General features: G+C 70.1%; 17 protein-coding genes, 4 tRNA genes and 2 pseudogenes. 11 read left to right on the top strand and 12 right to left on the bottom strand.

Features of this window, described 5'->3' with window-relative positions; genetic code table 11:
- Positions 1-43 precede the first annotated feature (43 nt).
- From dusB to MTP03_RS18645, 7 genes and pseudogenes are all read right to left on the bottom strand, one after another.
- A complete protein-coding gene (gene dusB / locus MTP03_RS18675) occupies positions 44-1,243 on the bottom strand; it encodes a tRNA dihydrouridine synthase DusB (RefSeq protein WP_248489486.1) in 1,200 nt (399 codons plus the stop codon).
- Between the two features lie 141 nt (positions 1,244-1,384).
- Positions 1,385-2,368, bottom strand: coding sequence for an acyl-ACP desaturase (locus MTP03_RS18670; protein ID WP_248489485.1), 984 nt, complete (start codon positions 2,366-2,368; stop codon positions 1,385-1,387).
- A gap of 215 nt (positions 2,369-2,583) precedes the next feature.
- A pseudogene (locus tag MTP03_RS18665) lies at positions 2,584-3,221 on the bottom strand (response regulator).
- A complete protein-coding gene (locus MTP03_RS18660) occupies positions 3,206-4,366 on the bottom strand; it encodes a sensor histidine kinase (protein WP_248489484.1) in 1,161 nt (386 codons plus the stop codon). The pseudogene MTP03_RS18665 and the gene MTP03_RS18660 overlap by 16 nt, the downstream one beginning before the upstream one ends.
- Positions 4,366-5,184 carry an ABC transporter permease gene (locus tag MTP03_RS18655; protein ID WP_248489483.1) on the bottom strand — a complete coding sequence of 273 codons (819 nt, stop codon included), beginning with the start codon at positions 5,182-5,184 and terminating at the stop codon, positions 4,366-4,368. The genes MTP03_RS18660 and MTP03_RS18655 overlap by 1 nt, the downstream gene beginning before the upstream one ends.
- Positions 5,181-6,122 (bottom strand): ABC transporter ATP-binding protein, encoded by a 942-nt coding sequence (locus MTP03_RS18650; RefSeq protein ID WP_248489482.1) that lies wholly within the window; start codon positions 6,120-6,122, stop codon positions 5,181-5,183. The genes MTP03_RS18655 and MTP03_RS18650 overlap by 4 nt, the downstream gene beginning before the upstream one ends.
- A complete protein-coding gene (locus MTP03_RS18645; RefSeq protein WP_248489481.1) occupies positions 6,119-6,403 on the bottom strand; it encodes a hypothetical protein in 285 nt (94 codons plus the stop codon). The genes MTP03_RS18650 and MTP03_RS18645 overlap by 4 nt, the downstream gene beginning before the upstream one ends.
- A 192-nt stretch (positions 6,404-6,595) precedes the next feature.
- Here MTP03_RS18645 and MTP03_RS18640 point away from each other — a divergent pair, with 192 nt between their 5' ends.
- Genes MTP03_RS18640 through MTP03_RS18625 form a run of 4 tightly spaced genes read left to right on the top strand, consistent with a single transcriptional unit; the run spans position 6,596 to position 10,842 of the window.
- On the top strand, positions 6,596-7,528 hold the full coding sequence (locus tag MTP03_RS18640) for a carbohydrate ABC transporter permease (protein ID WP_371820802.1): 933 nt from the start codon (positions 6,596-6,598) through the stop codon (positions 7,526-7,528).
- Positions 7,529-7,566: 38 nt separating this feature from the next.
- Positions 7,567-8,370 carry a carbohydrate ABC transporter permease gene (locus MTP03_RS18635; protein WP_248492287.1) on the top strand — a complete coding sequence of 268 codons (804 nt, stop codon included), beginning with the start codon at positions 7,567-7,569 and terminating at the stop codon, positions 8,368-8,370.
- Between the two features lie 41 nt (positions 8,371-8,411).
- Positions 8,412-9,725, top strand: a complete 1,314-nt coding sequence (locus MTP03_RS18630; protein ID WP_248489480.1) for an ABC transporter substrate-binding protein — start codon at positions 8,412-8,414, stop codon at positions 9,723-9,725.
- Positions 9,726-9,771: 46 nt separating this feature from the next.
- A complete protein-coding gene (locus MTP03_RS18625) occupies positions 9,772-10,842 on the top strand; it encodes an ABC transporter ATP-binding protein (protein ID WP_248489479.1) in 1,071 nt (356 codons plus the stop codon).
- Between the two features lie 137 nt (positions 10,843-10,979).
- Here MTP03_RS18625 and MTP03_RS18620 read toward each other — a convergent pair.
- A pseudogene (locus tag MTP03_RS18620) lies at positions 10,980-12,113 on the bottom strand (glycosyltransferase); the annotation flags it as partial.
- Positions 12,114-12,211: 98 nt separating this feature from the next.
- Between MTP03_RS18620 and MTP03_RS18615 the strand changes: the two are divergent.
- Entirely contained in the window at positions 12,212-12,628 is a 417-nt protein-coding gene (locus MTP03_RS18615) for a VOC family protein (RefSeq protein ID WP_248489478.1), read from the top strand.
- Here MTP03_RS18615 and MTP03_RS18610 read toward each other — a convergent pair.
- Entirely contained in the window at positions 12,609-13,370 is a 762-nt protein-coding gene (locus tag MTP03_RS18610) for an HNH endonuclease signature motif containing protein (protein ID WP_248489477.1), read from the bottom strand. The genes MTP03_RS18615 and MTP03_RS18610 overlap by 20 nt on opposite strands.
- Before the next feature lies 1 nt (position 13,371).
- On the opposite strand from MTP03_RS18610, the gene MTP03_RS18605 reads away from it, so the two are divergent.
- Both MTP03_RS18605 and MTP03_RS18600 read left to right on the top strand, forming a co-directional pair.
- A tRNA-Lys gene (locus MTP03_RS18605) sits at positions 13,372-13,445 on the top strand.
- A gap of 93 nt (positions 13,446-13,538) precedes the next feature.
- Positions 13,539-14,108, top strand: a complete 570-nt coding sequence (locus MTP03_RS18600; protein WP_248489476.1) for a YdeI family protein — start codon at positions 13,539-13,541, stop codon at positions 14,106-14,108.
- Between the two features lie 57 nt (positions 14,109-14,165).
- On the opposite strand, the gene MTP03_RS18595 is transcribed toward MTP03_RS18600, so the two are convergent.
- Genes MTP03_RS18595 through MTP03_RS18585 form a run of 3 tightly spaced genes read right to left on the bottom strand, consistent with a single transcriptional unit; the run spans position 14,166 to position 15,413 of the window.
- Positions 14,166-14,660, bottom strand: coding sequence for an SRPBCC family protein (locus tag MTP03_RS18595; protein WP_248489475.1), 495 nt, complete (start codon positions 14,658-14,660; stop codon positions 14,166-14,168).
- Positions 14,657-14,986 (bottom strand): helix-turn-helix transcriptional regulator, encoded by a 330-nt coding sequence (locus tag MTP03_RS18590; RefSeq protein WP_248489474.1) that lies wholly within the window; start codon positions 14,984-14,986, stop codon positions 14,657-14,659. Before MTP03_RS18590 ends, MTP03_RS18595 begins: the two co-directional genes overlap by 4 nt.
- 40 nt (positions 14,987-15,026) lie before the next feature.
- Complete coding sequence (locus MTP03_RS18585; RefSeq protein ID WP_248489473.1) at positions 15,027-15,413, bottom strand: DoxX family protein; 387 nt, start codon at positions 15,411-15,413, stop codon at positions 15,027-15,029.
- An 82-nt stretch (positions 15,414-15,495) separates the two neighbouring features.
- Here MTP03_RS18585 and MTP03_RS18580 point away from each other — a divergent pair, with 82 nt between their 5' ends.
- From MTP03_RS18580 to MTP03_RS18565, 4 genes are all read left to right on the top strand, one after another.
- Complete coding sequence (locus MTP03_RS18580) at positions 15,496-16,338, top strand: sigma-70 family RNA polymerase sigma factor (RefSeq protein WP_248489472.1); 843 nt, start codon at positions 15,496-15,498, stop codon at positions 16,336-16,338.
- Positions 16,339-16,461: 123 nt separating this feature from the next.
- Positions 16,462-16,534: transfer RNA gene (locus MTP03_RS18575), tRNA-Glu, on the top strand.
- 25 nt (positions 16,535-16,559) lie between these two features.
- Positions 16,560-16,636: transfer RNA gene (locus MTP03_RS18570), tRNA-Asp, on the top strand.
- Positions 16,637-16,681: 45 nt separating this feature from the next.
- Positions 16,682-16,755 (top strand) — tRNA-Phe (locus MTP03_RS18565).
- Positions 16,756-16,880: the final 125 nt, after the last annotated feature.

The following is a 16,880-nucleotide window of genomic DNA, read 5'->3' as shown; positions in this document are numbered from 1 at the left end:
CTTACGCGACTGCAGCGTCAGGTGAACACGGGGTGAACGACCGTCAACCGCCGTTGTTCTCGGTCTCGGCGCCCGGCATCGCGGCCGCGTCGGCCTCCCACGGGTCGTCCAGCCAGCCCTCGGGGAGCACGACCTTGCCGGGTGTGCCCTGCCGGCCCCGCGGGCCCTCCGCGTCCTTGGGGAACGGCACGTCCTGCGGCAGCGTGTCGAGCAGGGCACGCAGGTCGGCGAGGGTCTTGACGGTGGCCAGCCGGGTGCGGAGCTCGCCGCCGGCGGGGAAGCCGCGCAGGTACCAGGCGACGTGCTTGCGGATCTCCCGCATGCCCTTGTCCTCGCCGTGGTGCGCGGCCAGCAGCTCGCCGTGCCGGTACATGATGTCGGTGACCTCGCCGAGGTGCGGCGGCGTCGGCATCGGGGTGCCGTTGATGGCGGCCGAGAGTTCGGAGAACAGCCACGGCCGGCCCAGGCAGCCGCGGCCCACCACGACGCCGTCGCAGCCGGTGCGGTCCATCATGGTGACCGCGTCCTCCGCGGCGAAGACATCGCCGTTGCCCAGCACCGGGACGGCGTCCCCGAAGTGGTGGTGCACGTGTTCCTTGAGCCGCGCGATCTGCTCCCAGTCGGCCTGTCCCGAGTAGCGCTGCGCGGCGGTGCGGGCGTGCAGCGCGACGGCGACCGCGCCCTGTTCGGCCGCGATCCGGCCGGCGTCGAGGTGGGTGTGGTGCTCGTCGTCGATGCCGATGCGGAACTTCACGGTCACGGGGATCTCGGGCGCACCGGCGGGGCGGCCGTCGGCGACGCCGCGCACCGCGGCGTCGACGATGCTCGCGAAGAGGTTCCGCTTGTACGGCAGGGCGGAGCCGCCGCCGCGGCGGGTGACCTTGGGGACGGGGCAGCCGAAGTTCATGTCCAGGTGGTCGGCGAGATCCTCCTCGGCGATCATTCGCGCCGCCTCGTAGGTCCACTTCGCGTCGACGGTGTAGAGCTGCAGGCTGCGCGGGTCCTCGTCGGCCGCGAACGTGGTCATGTGCAGCGTGACGGGGTGCCGCTCGACGAGGGCGCGCGCCGTCACCATCTCGCACACGTACAGCCCGGCGACGGTGCCGGTGCGTGCGCGTTCCAGTTCGCGGCACAGGCTGCGGAACGCCACATTCGTGACCCCGGCCATCGGCGCGAGCACGACGGGGGAGTCGAGCTCGAACCGCCCGATGCGCAGCTTGGGCTGCGTCGCGGCTGTGGTCATCAGTGCTCTCCCGAGGTCGTGCGGCGGTCGCTCGCCGTTCTCCATGATCGCTGCGCCGCGGTGCCGGGGCAAACCGGTTGCGGCGGGAAACGACGAACCCGCCGTGCCTCGCGAGGCACGGCGGGTTCGTCGATGTCGGTGCTAGACGGCCAGACCGGCCTTCTCGCGCTTCGCGGCCTCGCGGGCCAGCGAGCGGTCGCGCATCTCCTCGAACTTCACGGCGGAGGCCTCGAGCTCGTCGAGGAAGGCGGCGAGCTCCTCGCGGGTGCGCTCGCCCTCGGGGCCGAAGTCCTCGCGCTCGAAGATCTTCCACTTGCGCAGGACGGGCATGACGACCTCGTCCTTGTGCTGGCGCAGGTCGTAGATGCCGTGCTTGGCCATGAGGACGCCGTTGCGGCGGAAGTCCGGCATGCCGGCGCCGGGCATCTCGAAGTGCTTGATCGTGTCGGTGATCGACCGGATCGCCTGGTCCGGGACCAGGTCCAGGCCGGCCGCCGAGATGTTGCGGTAGAAGATCATGTGCAGGTTCTCGTCCGCCGCGATGCGCTGCAGCATCTTGTCGGCGATCGGGTCCGCGCACACCTTGCCGGTGTTGCGGTGGCTCACGCGGGTGGCCAGCTCCTGGAAGGTCACGTACGCCACCGAGTGGAGCATCGTCATCTTCTCTTCGGTGTGCGCCGCCACCTTGCCCTGCGGGTCCCACCCGTTGGTCATGTGGATCATGCGGGCCTGCTCGAGCTTGACCGGGTCCACGCCGCGGGTGACGACGAGGTAGTCGCGCATCGCGATGCCGTGGCGGTTCTCCTCCGAGGTCCAGCGGCCGACCCAGTGGCCCCAGGCGTCGTCCATGGAGAAGTTCGCGGCGATCTCCCGGTGGTACGTCGGGAGGTTGTCCTCGGTGAGGAGGTTCGTGATCATGGCCGCCTTGGCCACCTCGTCGAGCCGACTCTCCTCGGGGTCGTAGTCGTGACCACCGAGGGCGGCGAAGTTCTTGCCGTCATCCCAGGGGATGTAGTCGTGCGGGCTCCAGTCCTTCGTCATCGAGAGATGGCGATTGACGTTGTCCTCGGCGACGCCAGAGAGCTCCTTCAGGAGCTCGAGCTGGGTGAGTTGGCGGGTCGACATCGTTCCTCTTTCGACGTTTGGACTTGTTCCAGATTATCAGCTGAGTCTACGCACTTCGCGGCGCGGACTCAACGTGCGCGGGCCGAAAGTGACGGCCCGGGAGTTCCGGGCCGACGTGATGCGGCCCCGTCGTACATCGGGCGGGACCGCGACGACGTTACGGATCCCGCGCGGCGAACGGCCTGGAACAGACGAGGTGTGGCAGAGGTAACGCTCTACAGGATCCAGCCGCGGTCGCGTGCCCTGACCGCCGCCTCGTAGCGGTTCGAGACCCCCAGTTTCGCCATCGCCGAGGACAGGTAGTTCCTGGTGGTCCGGGGCTCAGGTGCGCCCGGGTGGCGATCTCGTCGATGGAGGCGCCGTCGACGGCGAACTCCAGCACATCGGCCTCCCGGGCCGTGAGCGGCGAGTCGCCCGCGCTGATCGCCTCGGCGGCCAACTCCGGATCGACGTACCGTCCACCCGCGGCGACGGTGCGGATCACCTCCGCCAGCGTCGCCGCCGGCGCGGTCTTGGGCAGGAAGCCGCGGACCCCGGTGGCCAGCGCCCGCTTGAGGTATCCGGGCCGGCCGTGACTGGTCACGATCAGCGTCGCGGCCCCCGGCGTGCGCCGCAGCAACTCGGCGGCCGTGTCGATGCCGTCGGGCCCGGGCATCTGCAGGTCGATCACCGCGACCGCGGGCGGCAGCCCGGCAGCGATCCGGCGCTCCCACACCGCGATCAGCTCGGTGCCGGACGCGGCCTCGGCGGCCACGCTGATGTCCTCCTCCAGCTCCAGCAGCGCGGCGACGGCCGTCCGGATCAGATGCTCGTCGTCGGCCAGCAGTACCTCGATCGTCATGCCCGTCCCCATTCCACGGTCAGTGTGAACTCGTCGCCGTCGCGGCTGGTTCCGAGGTCGGCCCCCACGGCCCGGAGCCGTGCGCGCAGGCCCTCCAGGCCCGACGGTGCGCCGCCCGCCCGGCTGGGCGGGAGCGCACCGTCGTTGGTGAGTACGAGACCCGACGGGCCCAGCGTGAGCACCGCCTGCGTGGCGGCGGAGTGCTTGACGATGTTGGTGGTGCCCTCGCGGACCACCCACGCCGCGGCCTCGTGCAGGCTCGTCGGCACGTCCTGCGGGTCGCCGACCACGCGCATGCCGCAGCCCGCCGCCGAGAGCAGCGACTTCGCCCCGGCGACCTCGGTGGCGAGGCTGATGTTGCGGTACCCGCGGACGAGCGCGCGGGCGTCCTCGAGCGAGGTGACCGCGAGCGTCTTGACCTCGTCCATCTCGGCGGCGGCGCGATCGGCGGCGCCGGCCCGCGCCAGGGTGGCCGCGAGCTCGCTCTTCACGGCGACGGCGGAGAACGCGCGGCCCACCACGTCGTGCAGGTCGCGGGAGAAGCGCAGCCGCTCCTCGGCGACCTCGAGTTCGGCGGCCAGCCGCTTGCCGTCCTCGAGTTCGGTGAGGATCTGCAGGCTCCAGACCGTGGTCCGCGACGTCCACATGAGCGCGACGCCGACCGCCACGAGCAGGGCGAAGAAGGCGGGCGCGTTCTCGGGGCGCAGGAGCAGTGCGGTCACGGCGGCGGCCAGGATCAGCAGGCCCCAGCGGCGGCGCAGGAACGGCAGCACCGCGCACGTCGCCATCGCGTACGCGACGGAGGCGAGGACGCGCCCGTCGGCGAGCGAGACGTGGGGGAGCGGCCCGAGCTGCACCGCGATCACCGCGGCCAGCCAGACCGCGGCGAGGCCGGCCACCGCGAACCGCCAGGCGATGCGGCGCTGCCGCTCGGTGGCGCGGATCGCGAGGTCGGGTTGGGCCTCGATGCCCGCGATCGCGGCGAGGCCAGCCACCACGATGCCGACCACGGGCACCGTCGAGGCGCCCGACACGGCCATCATGATCACGAACGTGACCAGGACCACCTGCAGGACCAGCCGGGTGTACAGGCGGAACCGGTCCGCGCTGGACAGGCCGTGCCACCGGTCGGCGGCGCGGCCGAGCGGGCCGGGCATCAGCCGCGGTCGTCCCAGCGGAACCACTTCTTCGCGAGGATCACTGCGATGACGGTCCATAGGGCCAGTGTGGCAAGCGGGCGGCCCGTCTCGCCGAAGGTGGCCATGAGGTCGAGCGGCGCGGCGTCGTCCGGGGCGCCCAGAGCGAGGCCGGTCTGGCCGAGCCGCAGCAGGTCCGAGATCGCGGCGAACGGGGTCCAGTCGGCGATCATGCCGAGCCGGTCGGGGAGGATCGGCCGGATCGACGACATGCCGAGCATCGCGATCATCATCACGGGGATCGAGGTGATCTGCGCGGCCTCCGCGTTCTTGGTCATCGCGCTGGTGGCGAGCGCGAGCAGCGTGAAGATCACCACGCCGGCGGCGAGCGCGAGGAGCATCAGGAACGGGTTGACGGGCAGGGGCGCGCCGGCGCCGTACACCGCGGCGGCCACGACGACGGTGCCGAGCAGCGTCAGGAGCGCCCCGGGGATGGCCGGCGCAGTGAGGATCTGCAGGTCGCTCGCCTCGCCGGTGCGGAGGCGCTTGAGCACGCCCTCGGAGCGCCGGGTCGTGACCATCGACAGCACCGAGTAGTACTGGACGAACAGCAGGGCGCACAGCACGAACAGCTCGAACGTGATGAAGGTGCCCATCGGCTTCGGCGGCTGCCCGCCGCGCGCGAGGAAGAACAGCAGCAGCGGCATGCCGATGGGGAACACGGTGCCCATGAACAGCAGTGTCTTGTTGCGGCGGAACTGTAGGTACTCGGCGGTGGCGAGGGCGCGCAGCGGGTGGCGGCCGTAGCCGGCCGCGGGTGCCGGGGCGGTGGTGGTCATGACTGTGCTCCGATCGGTTCGGCGGCGGATTCGGCCTCGTCGGCGACGGACAGGAAGACCGATTCCAGCGAGGGGTGGCGGGCGCTCAGGCCCGTGAGGTCGAGATCGCGGCCGGCGGCCCAGTCGAGCAGCCGGTGCAGGTCCTCCTGCAGCCGGTGCGTGCGCAGGGTGACGCGGCCGGCACCGTCGGATGAGGCGCTCCACGCGCCCGAGAGGCCGGGGAGGGGCACGGCCGGATCGTCGACGGTGATCTCGGCGGGGTGGCCCTCGACGATCTCGCGAAGCGTCCCGAGCCGCGCGATCGCGCCGCGGTGCATGATCGCGATTCGGTCGGCGAGCGCCTCGGCCTCGTCGAGGTAGTGCGTGGTGAGCACCATCGTGACGCCGGAGGCCTTGAGGTCGGCGAGCAGGCGCCAGGTGGCGCGGCGGCTCTCGGGGTCGAGTCCGGTGGTGGGCTCGTCGAGGAACAGCAGCCGGGGCTGCCCGATGAGGGCGCACGCGAGGTCGACGCGGCGCTGCTCCCCGCCGGAGAGAGCCCGCACGCGCACGTCGGCCCGGTCGGCGAGGTTGACCCGCTCGAGGACTGCGTCAGCGGTGGTCGGGTCGCTGCAGGTGCCGCGCCACATCTCGAGCGTCTCGCGCACGGTGAGCTCGGCGGGCAGGCCGCCGGACTGCAGCATGATTCCGCAGAGCGGGCGGACCCGCTTGCGGTCGCGGAGCGGGTCGAGGCCGAACACGCTCAGCTCACCGGCGCTGGGCGCGGCCAGTCCCTCGAGCAGGTCGAGCGTGGACGTCTTGCCGGCGCCGTTGGTGCCGAGGAGGGCGAACACCTCGCCGGGCCGGACGTCGAGGTCGATGCCGCGGACGGCTTCGAAGGCGGCGTCCCCGGTGCCGTAGGTGCGGCGCAGGCCGGTCGCCGCGATGACGGGGCCGCTCATCGCCGCGCCCACTTCCGGGTGCCGAGGACCCACCGGACGGCGAGGTGCAGCGCGACGACGGCGGTGACGATCGCCGCGGCCACGACCGGCGGCTGCAACAGCACGACGACGGCTGCGATGAGGAGGACGGTGGCGACGACGACGGCGCCCTCCCGGGCGCGGGTCGGGGCGGGACCGAGACGGCACGAGTCGACGAACAGGTCGTGCAGCGGGCTGTTCGACGGTGCCGGCTGCGAGTCGGAGTGGGAGCGATGGGCGGTGTGGAGGTCGTTGGCGTTCATGTATTCAGCGTGGCCGCGATCCGGGGTGCCCAGTAGTGCGCCTTGTCAGAGGTTTTCCGCAGCTTGTCATCGGATCCCGGTGACATCTGTCATGCCCGGGGCGCGGCACGGGCACCGTGCAATCACGAATTCGTTACCGAATCTTTTCCCGGTTTTCGTCCGCCGGACGCGAAAGTGCAGCACGCTACGGCGGTGACCGCCACGACCGAACGGGTGGAGCCCTCACCCAAGACGGGGCCGGCCGCCAACCTGGTGCCCAAGGACAATCTGTTGTTCCTGCTGTTCGTGGTGCCGAACCTGGCGTTGCTGGCCGTCTTCACGTATCGACCGCTCATCGACAACGTCCGGCTGAGCTTCCACGAATGGTCGCTCGGCAGTGTGGATCCGGCCAAATGGATCGGGCTCGACAACTACCGCGAGTTCTTCACCAAGGCCGAGAGCTGGCAGGTCGTCACCGTCACGCTGATCTTCACCGTGGGCGCGGTGGTCTTCTCAATGGTGCTGGGTCTCGCGCTGGCCATGCTGCTGGATCAGAATCTCAAGGGCCGTAACCTGGTGCGCTCGGCGGTGTTCGCGCCGTTCGTGATCTCCGGCGCCGCGATCGGTGCGGCCTTCTACTTCGTGTTCAACCCGCAGTTCGGCGCCGTCGCGTCGATCCTGAGTTGGTTCGGCATCGAGAGTCCCGACTTCTACCAGAACCCGCACTGGGCGCTGTTCCTCGTGACGTTCACCTACATCTGGAAGAACCTGGGCTACACCTTCGTCATCTACCTCGCGGCGCTGCAGGGCCTGAACAAGGACCTCGACGAGGCGGCCGCGATCGACGGGACGCCGGCGTGGCGCAAGTTCTGGCGGGTCACGCCGCCGCAGCTGCGCCCGGCCACGTACTTCCTCTCGATCACGGTGCTGCTCAACAGCCTTCAGGTGTTCGACATCATCAACATCATGTTCCCGGCCGGCGGGCCGCAGAACGGGACCACGACGATGGTCTTCGACATCTACTGGCAGACCTTCCGGAACCAGCGCGCGGGCTACGGCGCCACGATCGCGACGATCATGTTCCTGGTGCTCCTGGTCGTGACCGTGGTGCAGGTGCGGATGATGGATCGGGGGGACGACAAGTGAGCGCGCTGCTCGAATCCGGACCCAAGGGGAGCGTCGCCATGAAGGTCCTCGGGTACGTGGGGATGGCGGCCACGCTGCTGCTGGTCGCGGTGCCGGTGTACTTCATCGTCATCACCTCGTTCAAGGAGCGGTCGGACATCTTCGTCTCGCCCGCCACGTGGTGGCCACCGACCTGGTATCCGGCCAACTACAGCTATGTGACGCAGGAGATCCCGTACTGGGACTACCTGCGGAACTCGGCGATCATCACCCTGGTCACCGGGACGATCAAGTTCGTCCTGGGCGTGAGCACCGCGTACGCGCTCGTGTTCCTGCGATTCCCGTTCAAGAAGGCGCTGTTCCTGGTGGTGATCGCGGCGCTGATGGTGCCCAACCAGATCACCGTGATCTCGAACTACGCCCTCATGGCCGACTACCGGAACACGTTCTTCGGCATCATCGTCCCGCTCGCTGGGGTGGCCTTCGGCACGTTCCTCATGCGCAACCACTTCCTCTCGCTACCCAAGGAGATCATCGAAGCCGCGCGCATGGACGGGGCCGGGCACCTGCGTCTGCTGTTCCGGGTGATCCTGCCGGTTTCGATCCCCACGATGGTCGCGTTCGCGGTGATCACGCTGGTGAACGAGTGGAACGAGTACCTCTGGCCGTTCCTGATGTCCGACAACGCGGCCGTCGCCCCGCTCCCCGTGGGGCTGACGCTGCTGCAGAACACCGAGCAGGGCGTGAACTGGGGGCCGGTCATGGCGGCCACGCTGCTCACCGCGCTGCCGATGCTCATCGTCTTCCTGATCCTGCAGCGGCAGATGATCAAGGGCCTGACCTCCGGCGCAGTCAAGGGCTGACCGGTCCGCACCACCCCACTTCAAACACCAAGGAGAAACTCATGGGCGACTTCACCAGGCGCGGCTTCCTCGCGACCGGACTCGCGGCCACCGCGGCCGTCGCGGCGGCGTGCGCGGGTTCGGGATCCGGCGGCGGCGGGTCGAACGACGGTGGCGGCAGCGGCGGCGACATCACGCTGCGCTTCCTGACCAACCACCCCGGCAGCTCGAAGGCCACCGAGCAGGAGCTGATCGACGCGTTCCAGAAGGCCAACGCGGGCATCAAGGTGGAGCTGCTGGACGGCGGCAAGAACTACGAGCAGGTGGCGCAGAAGTTCCAGACGTCGCTGTCCGGCGGGACGAAGCCCGACATCGTCGTGGTCTCGGACGTGACGTGGTTCAACTTCGCGCTCAACAAGCAGATCGCGCCCCTGGACGACCTGTTCGACGGTGCCGGCCTCAAGCCCGGCGACTACGTCGACTCGCTGCTGGCCGATACGAAGTTCGACGGCAAGCACTACGCCGTGCCGTACTCCCGCTCGACGCCGCTGTTCTACTACAACAAGGACGTCTGGAAGAAGGCCGGCCTCGAGGACCGCGGCCCCAAGGACTGGGACGAGTTCGTCCAGTGGGCCCCGCGGATCCAGGACGCCATCGGCGGCGACAAGAAGGCGATCGTGCTCGCCGACTCGGAGAACTACATCGACTGGGTCTTCGAGGGCTGGAACTGGTCCAAGGGCGGCGCGTACTCGGACGAGTGGGACCTGAAGTTCACCACGCCCGAGTCGATCGCGGCCGCGAACCAGCTCAAGGAGGTCATCGGCAACTGGGGTCGCCTGGTGACCACGCCGGAGAACGACTTCGGTGCGGGCATCGCGGCGTGCACGCTGCAGTCCACCGGCTCGCTGAAGACCATCACCACGTCGGCCAAGTTCGACGTCGGCACCGCGTTCCTGCCGGGCCCGGCGGGCGAGTCGTGCCCCACCGGCGGTGCGGGCGTCGCCGTGGCCGAGGGCATCTCGGACGAGCGCAAGAAGGCCGCGATGAAGTTCATCGAGTTCCTCACGAACGCGGCGAACACCGCGAAGTTCTCGCAGGCCACCGGCTACATGCCCGTGCGCAAGGCGGCCGTCGACGAGCCGGCGATGAAGGAGTTCATCGAGAAGAACCCGAACTTCGGCACGGCCGTCAAGCAGCTCCCGCTGACCCGGGTGCAGGACAACGCGCGCGTGTTCGTGCCGGGCGGCGGCGAGGACATCGGCAAGGCGCTGCAGCAGATCGCGACCGGCGGCGACACCGCGGCCGTGCTCGGTGCGCTGCAGAAGACCATCCAGGGCAAGATCGACTCGCAGATCAAGCCCAAGCTGCCGAAGTAGGTCCGCGGCACACGGTTTCGTAGGAACTAGGAGTCAAAGGAACACCATGGCAACGGTGCGTTTCGACGGTGCGACCGTCCAGTATCCGGGCGCCGAGCGGCCCTCGGTGAGCTCGCTCGACCTGGACATCGCCGACGGCGAGTTCGTCGTGCTGGTCGGCCCGTCCGGCTGCGGCAAGTCCACCAGCCTGCGGGCGCTGGCGGGGCTCGAGGCCGTGACGGACGGCAGCATCCTCATCGACGATGTGGACGTCACATCGGTCTCGCCGAAGAAGCGCGACGTGGCCATGGTGTTCCAGAACTACGCGCTGTACCCGAACATGACGGTGGCGCAGAACATGGGCTTCGCGCTGCGCAACGCCGGTGTGTCCAAGGAGGATACGGCCAAGCAGGTGGCGGAGGCCGCCGCGATGCTGGAGCTGGAGCCGCTGCTCGACCGCAAGCCCGCGCGGCTCTCGGGCGGGCAGCGTCAGCGCGTCGCGATGGGCCGCGCCATCGTGCGCCACCCCAAGGTGTTCGCGATGGACGAGCCGCTGTCCAATCTCGATGCGCGCCTGCGGGTCTCCACCCGGTCGCAGATCTCCGCGCTGCAGCGCCGGCTCGGGGTCACCACGCTGTACGTGACGCACGACCAGGTCGAGGCCATGACGATGGGCGATCGCGTGGCGGTGCTCAAAGACGGTCTGCTGCAACAGGTCGCGCCGCCGCGCGAGCTGTACGACGATCCGGTCAACACCTTCGTGGCCGGCTTCCTCGGCTCGCCGGGCATGAACCTGCTGACGGTGCCCCGCTCGGACGTCGGCGCCGATCTGGCCGGCGCGGTCGTGCCGGTGCCGCGCACCGTCGAATCGGGGGAGACGGTGACCGTCGGCCTCCGCCCCGAGGCCCTCGAGGTCGTGTCCCCGGACGCCGCCGGGGCCGCGCGGGGCACCGTCGCCCTCGTGGAGGAGCTGGGCGCCGAGGCGCTCGTCTACGTGACCGTGCAGGGGCAGGACAAGCCGGTGGTGGCGCGGGTCGACCGCGCGACCACCCTGCGGGCCGGTGAGAAGGCCGGGCTGATCCCCGCCGCCGAGCAGGCGCTGTTCTTCCACGCGGAGTCGGGGGACCGGCTGCGCTGATCCCGGGCGTCAGCGCGCCCGCTCGCGGCGGCCCGCCGGCGAACCCGCGCCCGCCGCCGCAGCCGCCGATCGCCGGGAGCGGGGCGGCAGGACGAGGGGAGCGCCGCGGGACGGTCGCGGAGGAACCGCCGACGGTCCGCCGTCGCGCGGTGCAGGCCGAGCATGGTCTCGACGGCGCGGTCCCACGTGTACTGCTCGGCGCACGCCCGCGCCGCCGCGGCGTAGTCGCCGCGGGCCAGGACCGCGCGGACGGCGGCCGTGAACGCGGCGCCCGTATCGGCGGCGGGGAGGCCGCAGTCCGCCCGCGTCACCTCGGCGAGGGCGCTGTTGCGCGACACCACGATCGGCGTCCCCGACGCGAGCGCCTCCATCGCGCTGAGACCGAAGGTCTCGTGCGGGCCGGGACAGATCGCGACGTCGGCGCAGGCCAGCAGGTCGGCGAGGGCGTCCCGGTCGGCGAGGTGGCCGGTGAAGGTGACGGGCAGCCCGCGCGCCTGGCGGCGCAGCTCCGTCTCCATCGCGCCGCCGCCGGCGATCACGAGCCGCGCGTCGACACCGTCGGCCACGAGGGCGCGCACCACCTCGATGCCCCGCGCCGGGTGCTTCTCCATCGACAGCCGGCAGGACTGCACGAGGAGGACCTCGGCAGCGGGATCACGCGGCCCGCTCGCCCCGCTCCCGGCGCCGGTGGCCCACCGGGCGCGCGCCTGCGGCGTGGCGCGGGCGGGCCGGAAGGTGTCGAGGTCGACTCCGAGCGGCACCGTCTCGACGTTGGGCGCCTCGATGCGGGCGAACTCCTCGCCGGCGAACGCGGTGGTGCAGACGACCGTGTCGTAGCTGCGGGCCGTGCCGAGGTTCGCGACGTCGGACGCCCACTGCGCCGCGCGGGGGACGCCGAGGGCGATCATGCGGTCGAGGCGCTCGTGGCTGATCATGATCGAGCCGATGCCGCGCGCCTTGGCCCACGGCCCCATGCCGCGCAGGGTGAGGCGGTCGGAGACCTCGAGACTGTCGGCGCCGAGCGTCGGAAGCAGGCGGCGGATGCGGACGGGACTCGCGGCCCGGTAGCCCTCCACGCGGAAGAACTTCCGGCCGGGCACCGTGATCCGGCGGACGCCCGAATCGAGGACCTCGTCGCCCGACGCCCGGCCGGCGACGATGAGGGTGACCGCGTGGCCGCGCGCCACGTATCCGGCGCCCAGCTGGTCGACCGCGGTGCGCAGCCCGCCCGAGCGGGGGCCGTAGAAGTTCGCGAGCTGGACGATGTGCATCCCGCCAGGCTGCCTGCGGGGCGGTCCGGCCGGTGAACGCGCGGGGGCATGTGAGCGAACTGTGCGAACCTGTCGGTGGATCGGCGCACAATCGAATCATGACTGTCATCCTGAACCCGTACATCAGCTTCTCCGACAACGCCCGCGAGGCGCTCGAGTTCTACCGCGACGTGTTCGGCGGCGAGCTCGAGATCAGCACGTTCGAGGGCATGCCGCCCGAGATGGGGGTGGATCCGTCGTTCGTGAACAACGTGATGCACGGCCAGCTCACCACGCCCGACGGCTTCACCCTGATGTGTGCCGACACCCCGCCCGGCATGTCCCGCACCAAGGGCGACGACGTGTCGGTGTCCCTGTCCGGCGACGATCTGCCCAAGCTCACCGGCTGGTGGGAGAAGCTGTCCGCCGGCGGCACCGTGGTGGCGCCGTTCCTCCAGGCGCCCTGGGGCGCGACCTTCGGGATGTGCGTCGACCGGTTCGGCGTGCACTGGATGGTCAACGCCGCGGCGTCCTGAGGCGCGGGCCCAATCCGGCTGTGGTGTGATGGAACGGCCACTTGTCCGCTTTGCGGGAGTTGCACGATCTGCAGGCGGGTCGCAGGTTCGCGAGTATGTCCGCCCCGCCTTTGGACAGCGGTTTCACATGGTCGACGGTGCGGGAGCGACGGTCGGTGAACGGCCGGCCACATAGCCAACATCCGGACCACAGGGACATCCGTGCGCCCAGCATCTCGCTCGTGAAGGGAAGCGCCGGCGCCGCCCGTAACCGTGCGGCCCGGCGGTGCCGCTCGCGCCGGCGATTCTCGGGGTGCTCCCGGTACCACGCGCGCTTACGCGCGTCGAGCGTCGCGCGGAGTACAGGATCATCACGGTAAGCCCGGTGCAGCGCCAGCACCCGTTCCCGGTTCGCTGCGTACCACGTCTTGTAGTAGGCGGACTGGGCCGCTGCACGTCGCTTGCGCTGCTGCTTGAAACGCTCGGTCTGGGCGCGGCGCCGGTCGCGTTCGGCGTAGCGCTCGGGATTGCGCTCGCGCGAGCGCCGAGCTCGTTCCGCTGCGCCGGTGTCGGGATGGTGCACACGGTACGCTCGCGACCGAGCCGTTTGGCAGCGGCGGCAATAGCGATACGGTCGTGCCCGACCGGGGCGCCGGTAGTAGTCGGACAGAGGTAGCTCCTGCCCGCAATCGGTGCAAATCTGTGTCTGTTCCACCCCGAACTCGAATTCCGAATCGTCGAGCCGGCACTGGTACTCTTCCATCGCGCCCCCTAGCTCAATTGGCAGAGCATCCGACTTTTAATCGGCTGGTTGTGGGTTCGAGTCCCACGGGGGGCACTCGCACTTATCCTCATTGTCACCGACCCCACCGACAGGTTTCGCGGTCAGCGCCCGCGCCGTGGGCTCCGGAGACCCGAAGGGGAGACTCGTATGGACGTCCTCGAATTCGCCACCGTCGACGAGTGGGAGCGCTGGCTCGAGGATCACCACGCGGATGCCGGGGAGGCGTGGCTGCGGATCGCGCGACGGAACTCGAGGGTTCCGGGCCTGACGATCGAGGATGCGCTCGACGGGGCGTTGTGCTTCGGCTGGATCGACGGCCAGCGCAAGTCGAACGACGCGGACTCCTTCTTGCAGCGGTACTCGCCGCGCCGCCGCACCAGCTCGTGGTCTGCGATCAACGTGGCGAAGTTCGAGGCGCTCGAGGCCGCGGGGCGGGTCCGGCCGGCGGGTTTCGCGCAACGCGACGCCGCGGTGGCGGACGGCCGCTGGGACGCCGCCTACGAGTCGCAGCGCACCGCGGAGACCCCGCCCGATCTCGCGGCGGCGCTTGCCGAGAACGCCGGGGCGGCAACGGCGTTCGAGGCGTTGAGTCGGTCGGATCGCTACGCGGTGATCCTGAAGGTCCTGAAGGCTCGCACGCCCAGGCGCCGGGCAGATCTCGTGGCTCGCGCTGTCGCGGATCTGGCCGCCTCAGGAATTCGGGTTCAGGAGCGGTAGGCGTGCGCGCGAGCGCCTCTATGGCCTGAGAACCCGACATCCTGAAGCGCCGGCCGCCTACTGCGTGGCGGTGCCCTCGGCGGCGGTGCGGAAGCGGTCCAGGTAGAGCGGCCAGCCGGTGCTCCCGCCGATTCCGGCGGCGGCCTGCTCCCAACCCTCGCCGTGGCGCTCGAGGTGGCGGTGCTCGATCTCGACCCGGGTGCGCGACGGCGTCTCCGCCACGAACCGGATCTCCACCTCGCTGGACTGCGCCGGGTCGGTCTCGATCCACCACTGCGGGCTGATGTCCCACGTGAACGTCAGCGAGTTCGGCGGATCGCACGCGAGCACTCGCGCCCACGTGCAGACGCTGCCGTCGGTCCCCACGTCGTAGATCGTGCCGCCCGCGCGCGGTTCGAGCACGGTCTTCTCGATCGGCACGGCGAGCAGGTTGTGCTCGCGCGGCTTGATCTCGTCGAAGCGTTCGGTGAAGACGCGATAGGCGAAGTCGACCGGCACGTCGACGGTGATGCCGACCCGGATCGAGCCGGTGTGGGAAGTGGTGGTGGTCATGGCGAGGGTGTCCCTTCTTCGGCGTAGGCCTGTTCGGCCAGGTGCTTGAACGTGGTCAGCGTCTGCGTCCAGTAACTCTCGAGCTCCGTCCGCATCGCGGCCAGGCCGTCGGGGCGGGGCCGGTACAGGCGTTCGCGTCCCTGCTTGCGCACGTCGACGAGATGCGCGTCGAGGAGGACGCGCAGGTGCTGCGACACCGCGGGCCGGCTGACCGGCAGCTCCCGTGCGATCTCCGTGACCGAACACGGGCCCGCCGCGACGCGGGCGAAGACGGTTCGCCGAGTGGGATCGGCGAGCGCGGACCAGGGATCGGCTGCGACGGACACAATGCGTAAGTTATCACTTACGCATTGTGGGGTCAATGGCTCATCCGCCGTACGGGGCGAGGTCGAAACGGCCCCAGGCGACGAAGGCGAACAGTGCGATGAACACCACGTCGCCGGCCATCGCACCCCATTCGCGCCGCCGGAAACGAGTGGTCGCGGCACCGGACATGAACAGCGCGAGCCCGCACGCGGCGAGCGGGGAGAGCACCGTCGCCACCCCGGTGATCGCGGGCAGGATGAGTCCCAGCGCGCCGATCAGTTTGATCGCGCCGATGGCCTTCAGCTGCCCCGCGTCGAAGTCGTCGGCCCAGTGCTGGCTCGCGGCGATGTTCCGGTAGCGGTCCTTGGGCATCGTGAGCTGCGCGAGCGCGCCCACGGTGAACGCGACGGCCAGGATCGCGGTGATGATCCACAGTGCGGTGTTCATGGCGGATGTCCTCTCTTGTTACCTCTGCCCGTTCGGGCTCGTCACTGTCATGACGGATCACCGCGTGGAAAGGTAACGACCGATGGATCGCACGGAGCAGTTCGAACAGCACAGGGCCCGCCTGATCGCCGTCGCGACCCGCGCGCTCGGCTCGCGCGCCGACGCCGAGGACGCGGTCCAGGAGGCTTGGTTGCGGCTCGACCGGTACGACGGTGCGCCGATCGACAACCTGGGCGGCTGGCTCACCCGCGTGGTGGGCCGGATCTGCATCGACGTGCTGCGGACCCGCGCGGCGCACCCCGAGGACGACTTCGACGACGCCGACCCGGTGGTGACCGAGGACGACGGGCCGGAGGACGCGGCGATCGCGGCGGACACCGTCGGGTTGGCTCTGATGGTGGTCCTCGACTTCCTGAAGCCGGAGGAGCGGTTGGCGTTCGTCCTGCACGACCTGTTCGCGGTTCCCTTCGCCGAGATCGGGGCGATCGTGGGTCGTTCGCCCGACGCCGCCAAGATGGCTGCGAGCCGGGCCCGGCGCCGCGTGCAGGGCGGGCCCCGCCCGGTCGCGGAGCGGCAGGAGCAGCGGGCGGTGGTGGACGCCTTCCTCGCCGCGGCGCGCGGCGGCGACTTCGAGGCGCTGCTCACCGTGCTGGACCCGGACCTCACCTGGACCTTGCGCACGCCCCGCGGGGAGCGGGTGATGATCGGCGCGAACGCGGTGCTCGACGCCGTTCGGCGGGGCGATCCCGCCCGGATCGAGGCGCGGCGGGTCAGCGTGAACGGGGCGCCCGGCGTCCTGGTCTGGGGGCCCACGGGGAAGCCGGTCGCGCTCATGGCGTGCACGGTGGTGGGCGGCCGGATCGTGGACGTGGTCTCGACCCTCGATCCCGCGCGGCTGGCGCGGATGGACCTGCCCGCCCGATAGTCACGGTTTTTCGTACGCTGACCAGGCGATTTGGGAACTTGCTAGGATGTGCCATAAGCTATCCCAGCTCCCAACGGAACGCGGAAGCGGTGCAGAGAGTGGCTTTCGGGTCATTCGACGCGAGCCCCCTTCGTTTAGTGGCCTAGGACGCCGCCCTTTCAAGGCGGTAGCGCGGGTTCGAATCCCGTAGGGGGTACGTCGCAAGACGAAAAATTGCATATGGCCCTGTGGCGCAGTTGGTTAGCGCGCCGCCCTGTCACGGCGGAGGTCGCGGGTTCGAGTCCCGTCAGGGTCGCCATCCGAGTTCTAGGACTCGGCGGTGACGGTACAGCCGGCACCGGACGGCCAGGTAGCTCAGTTGGTACGAGCGTCCGCCTGAAAAGCGGAAGGTCGCCGGTTCGATCCCGGCCCTGGCCACAAGATGAACCACCTGGTAACAGGTGGTTTTCTGCTTCTGGGGCCGGTGCTGGTAGGGAACCTATGACCCACGTTGACCCTTTCCGGATCCAATTTGCCGACGCGGTGGCCCAATGTTCCTCGGC

It is taken from the genome of Tsukamurella sp. PLM1, from assembly GCF_023168325.1.
Taxonomy (GTDB): Bacteria; Actinomycetota; Actinomycetes; order Mycobacteriales; family Mycobacteriaceae; genus Tsukamurella.
The sequence above is the reverse complement of the archived record's forward strand: the minus strand, read 5'-3'. Positions and strand labels throughout refer to the sequence as shown.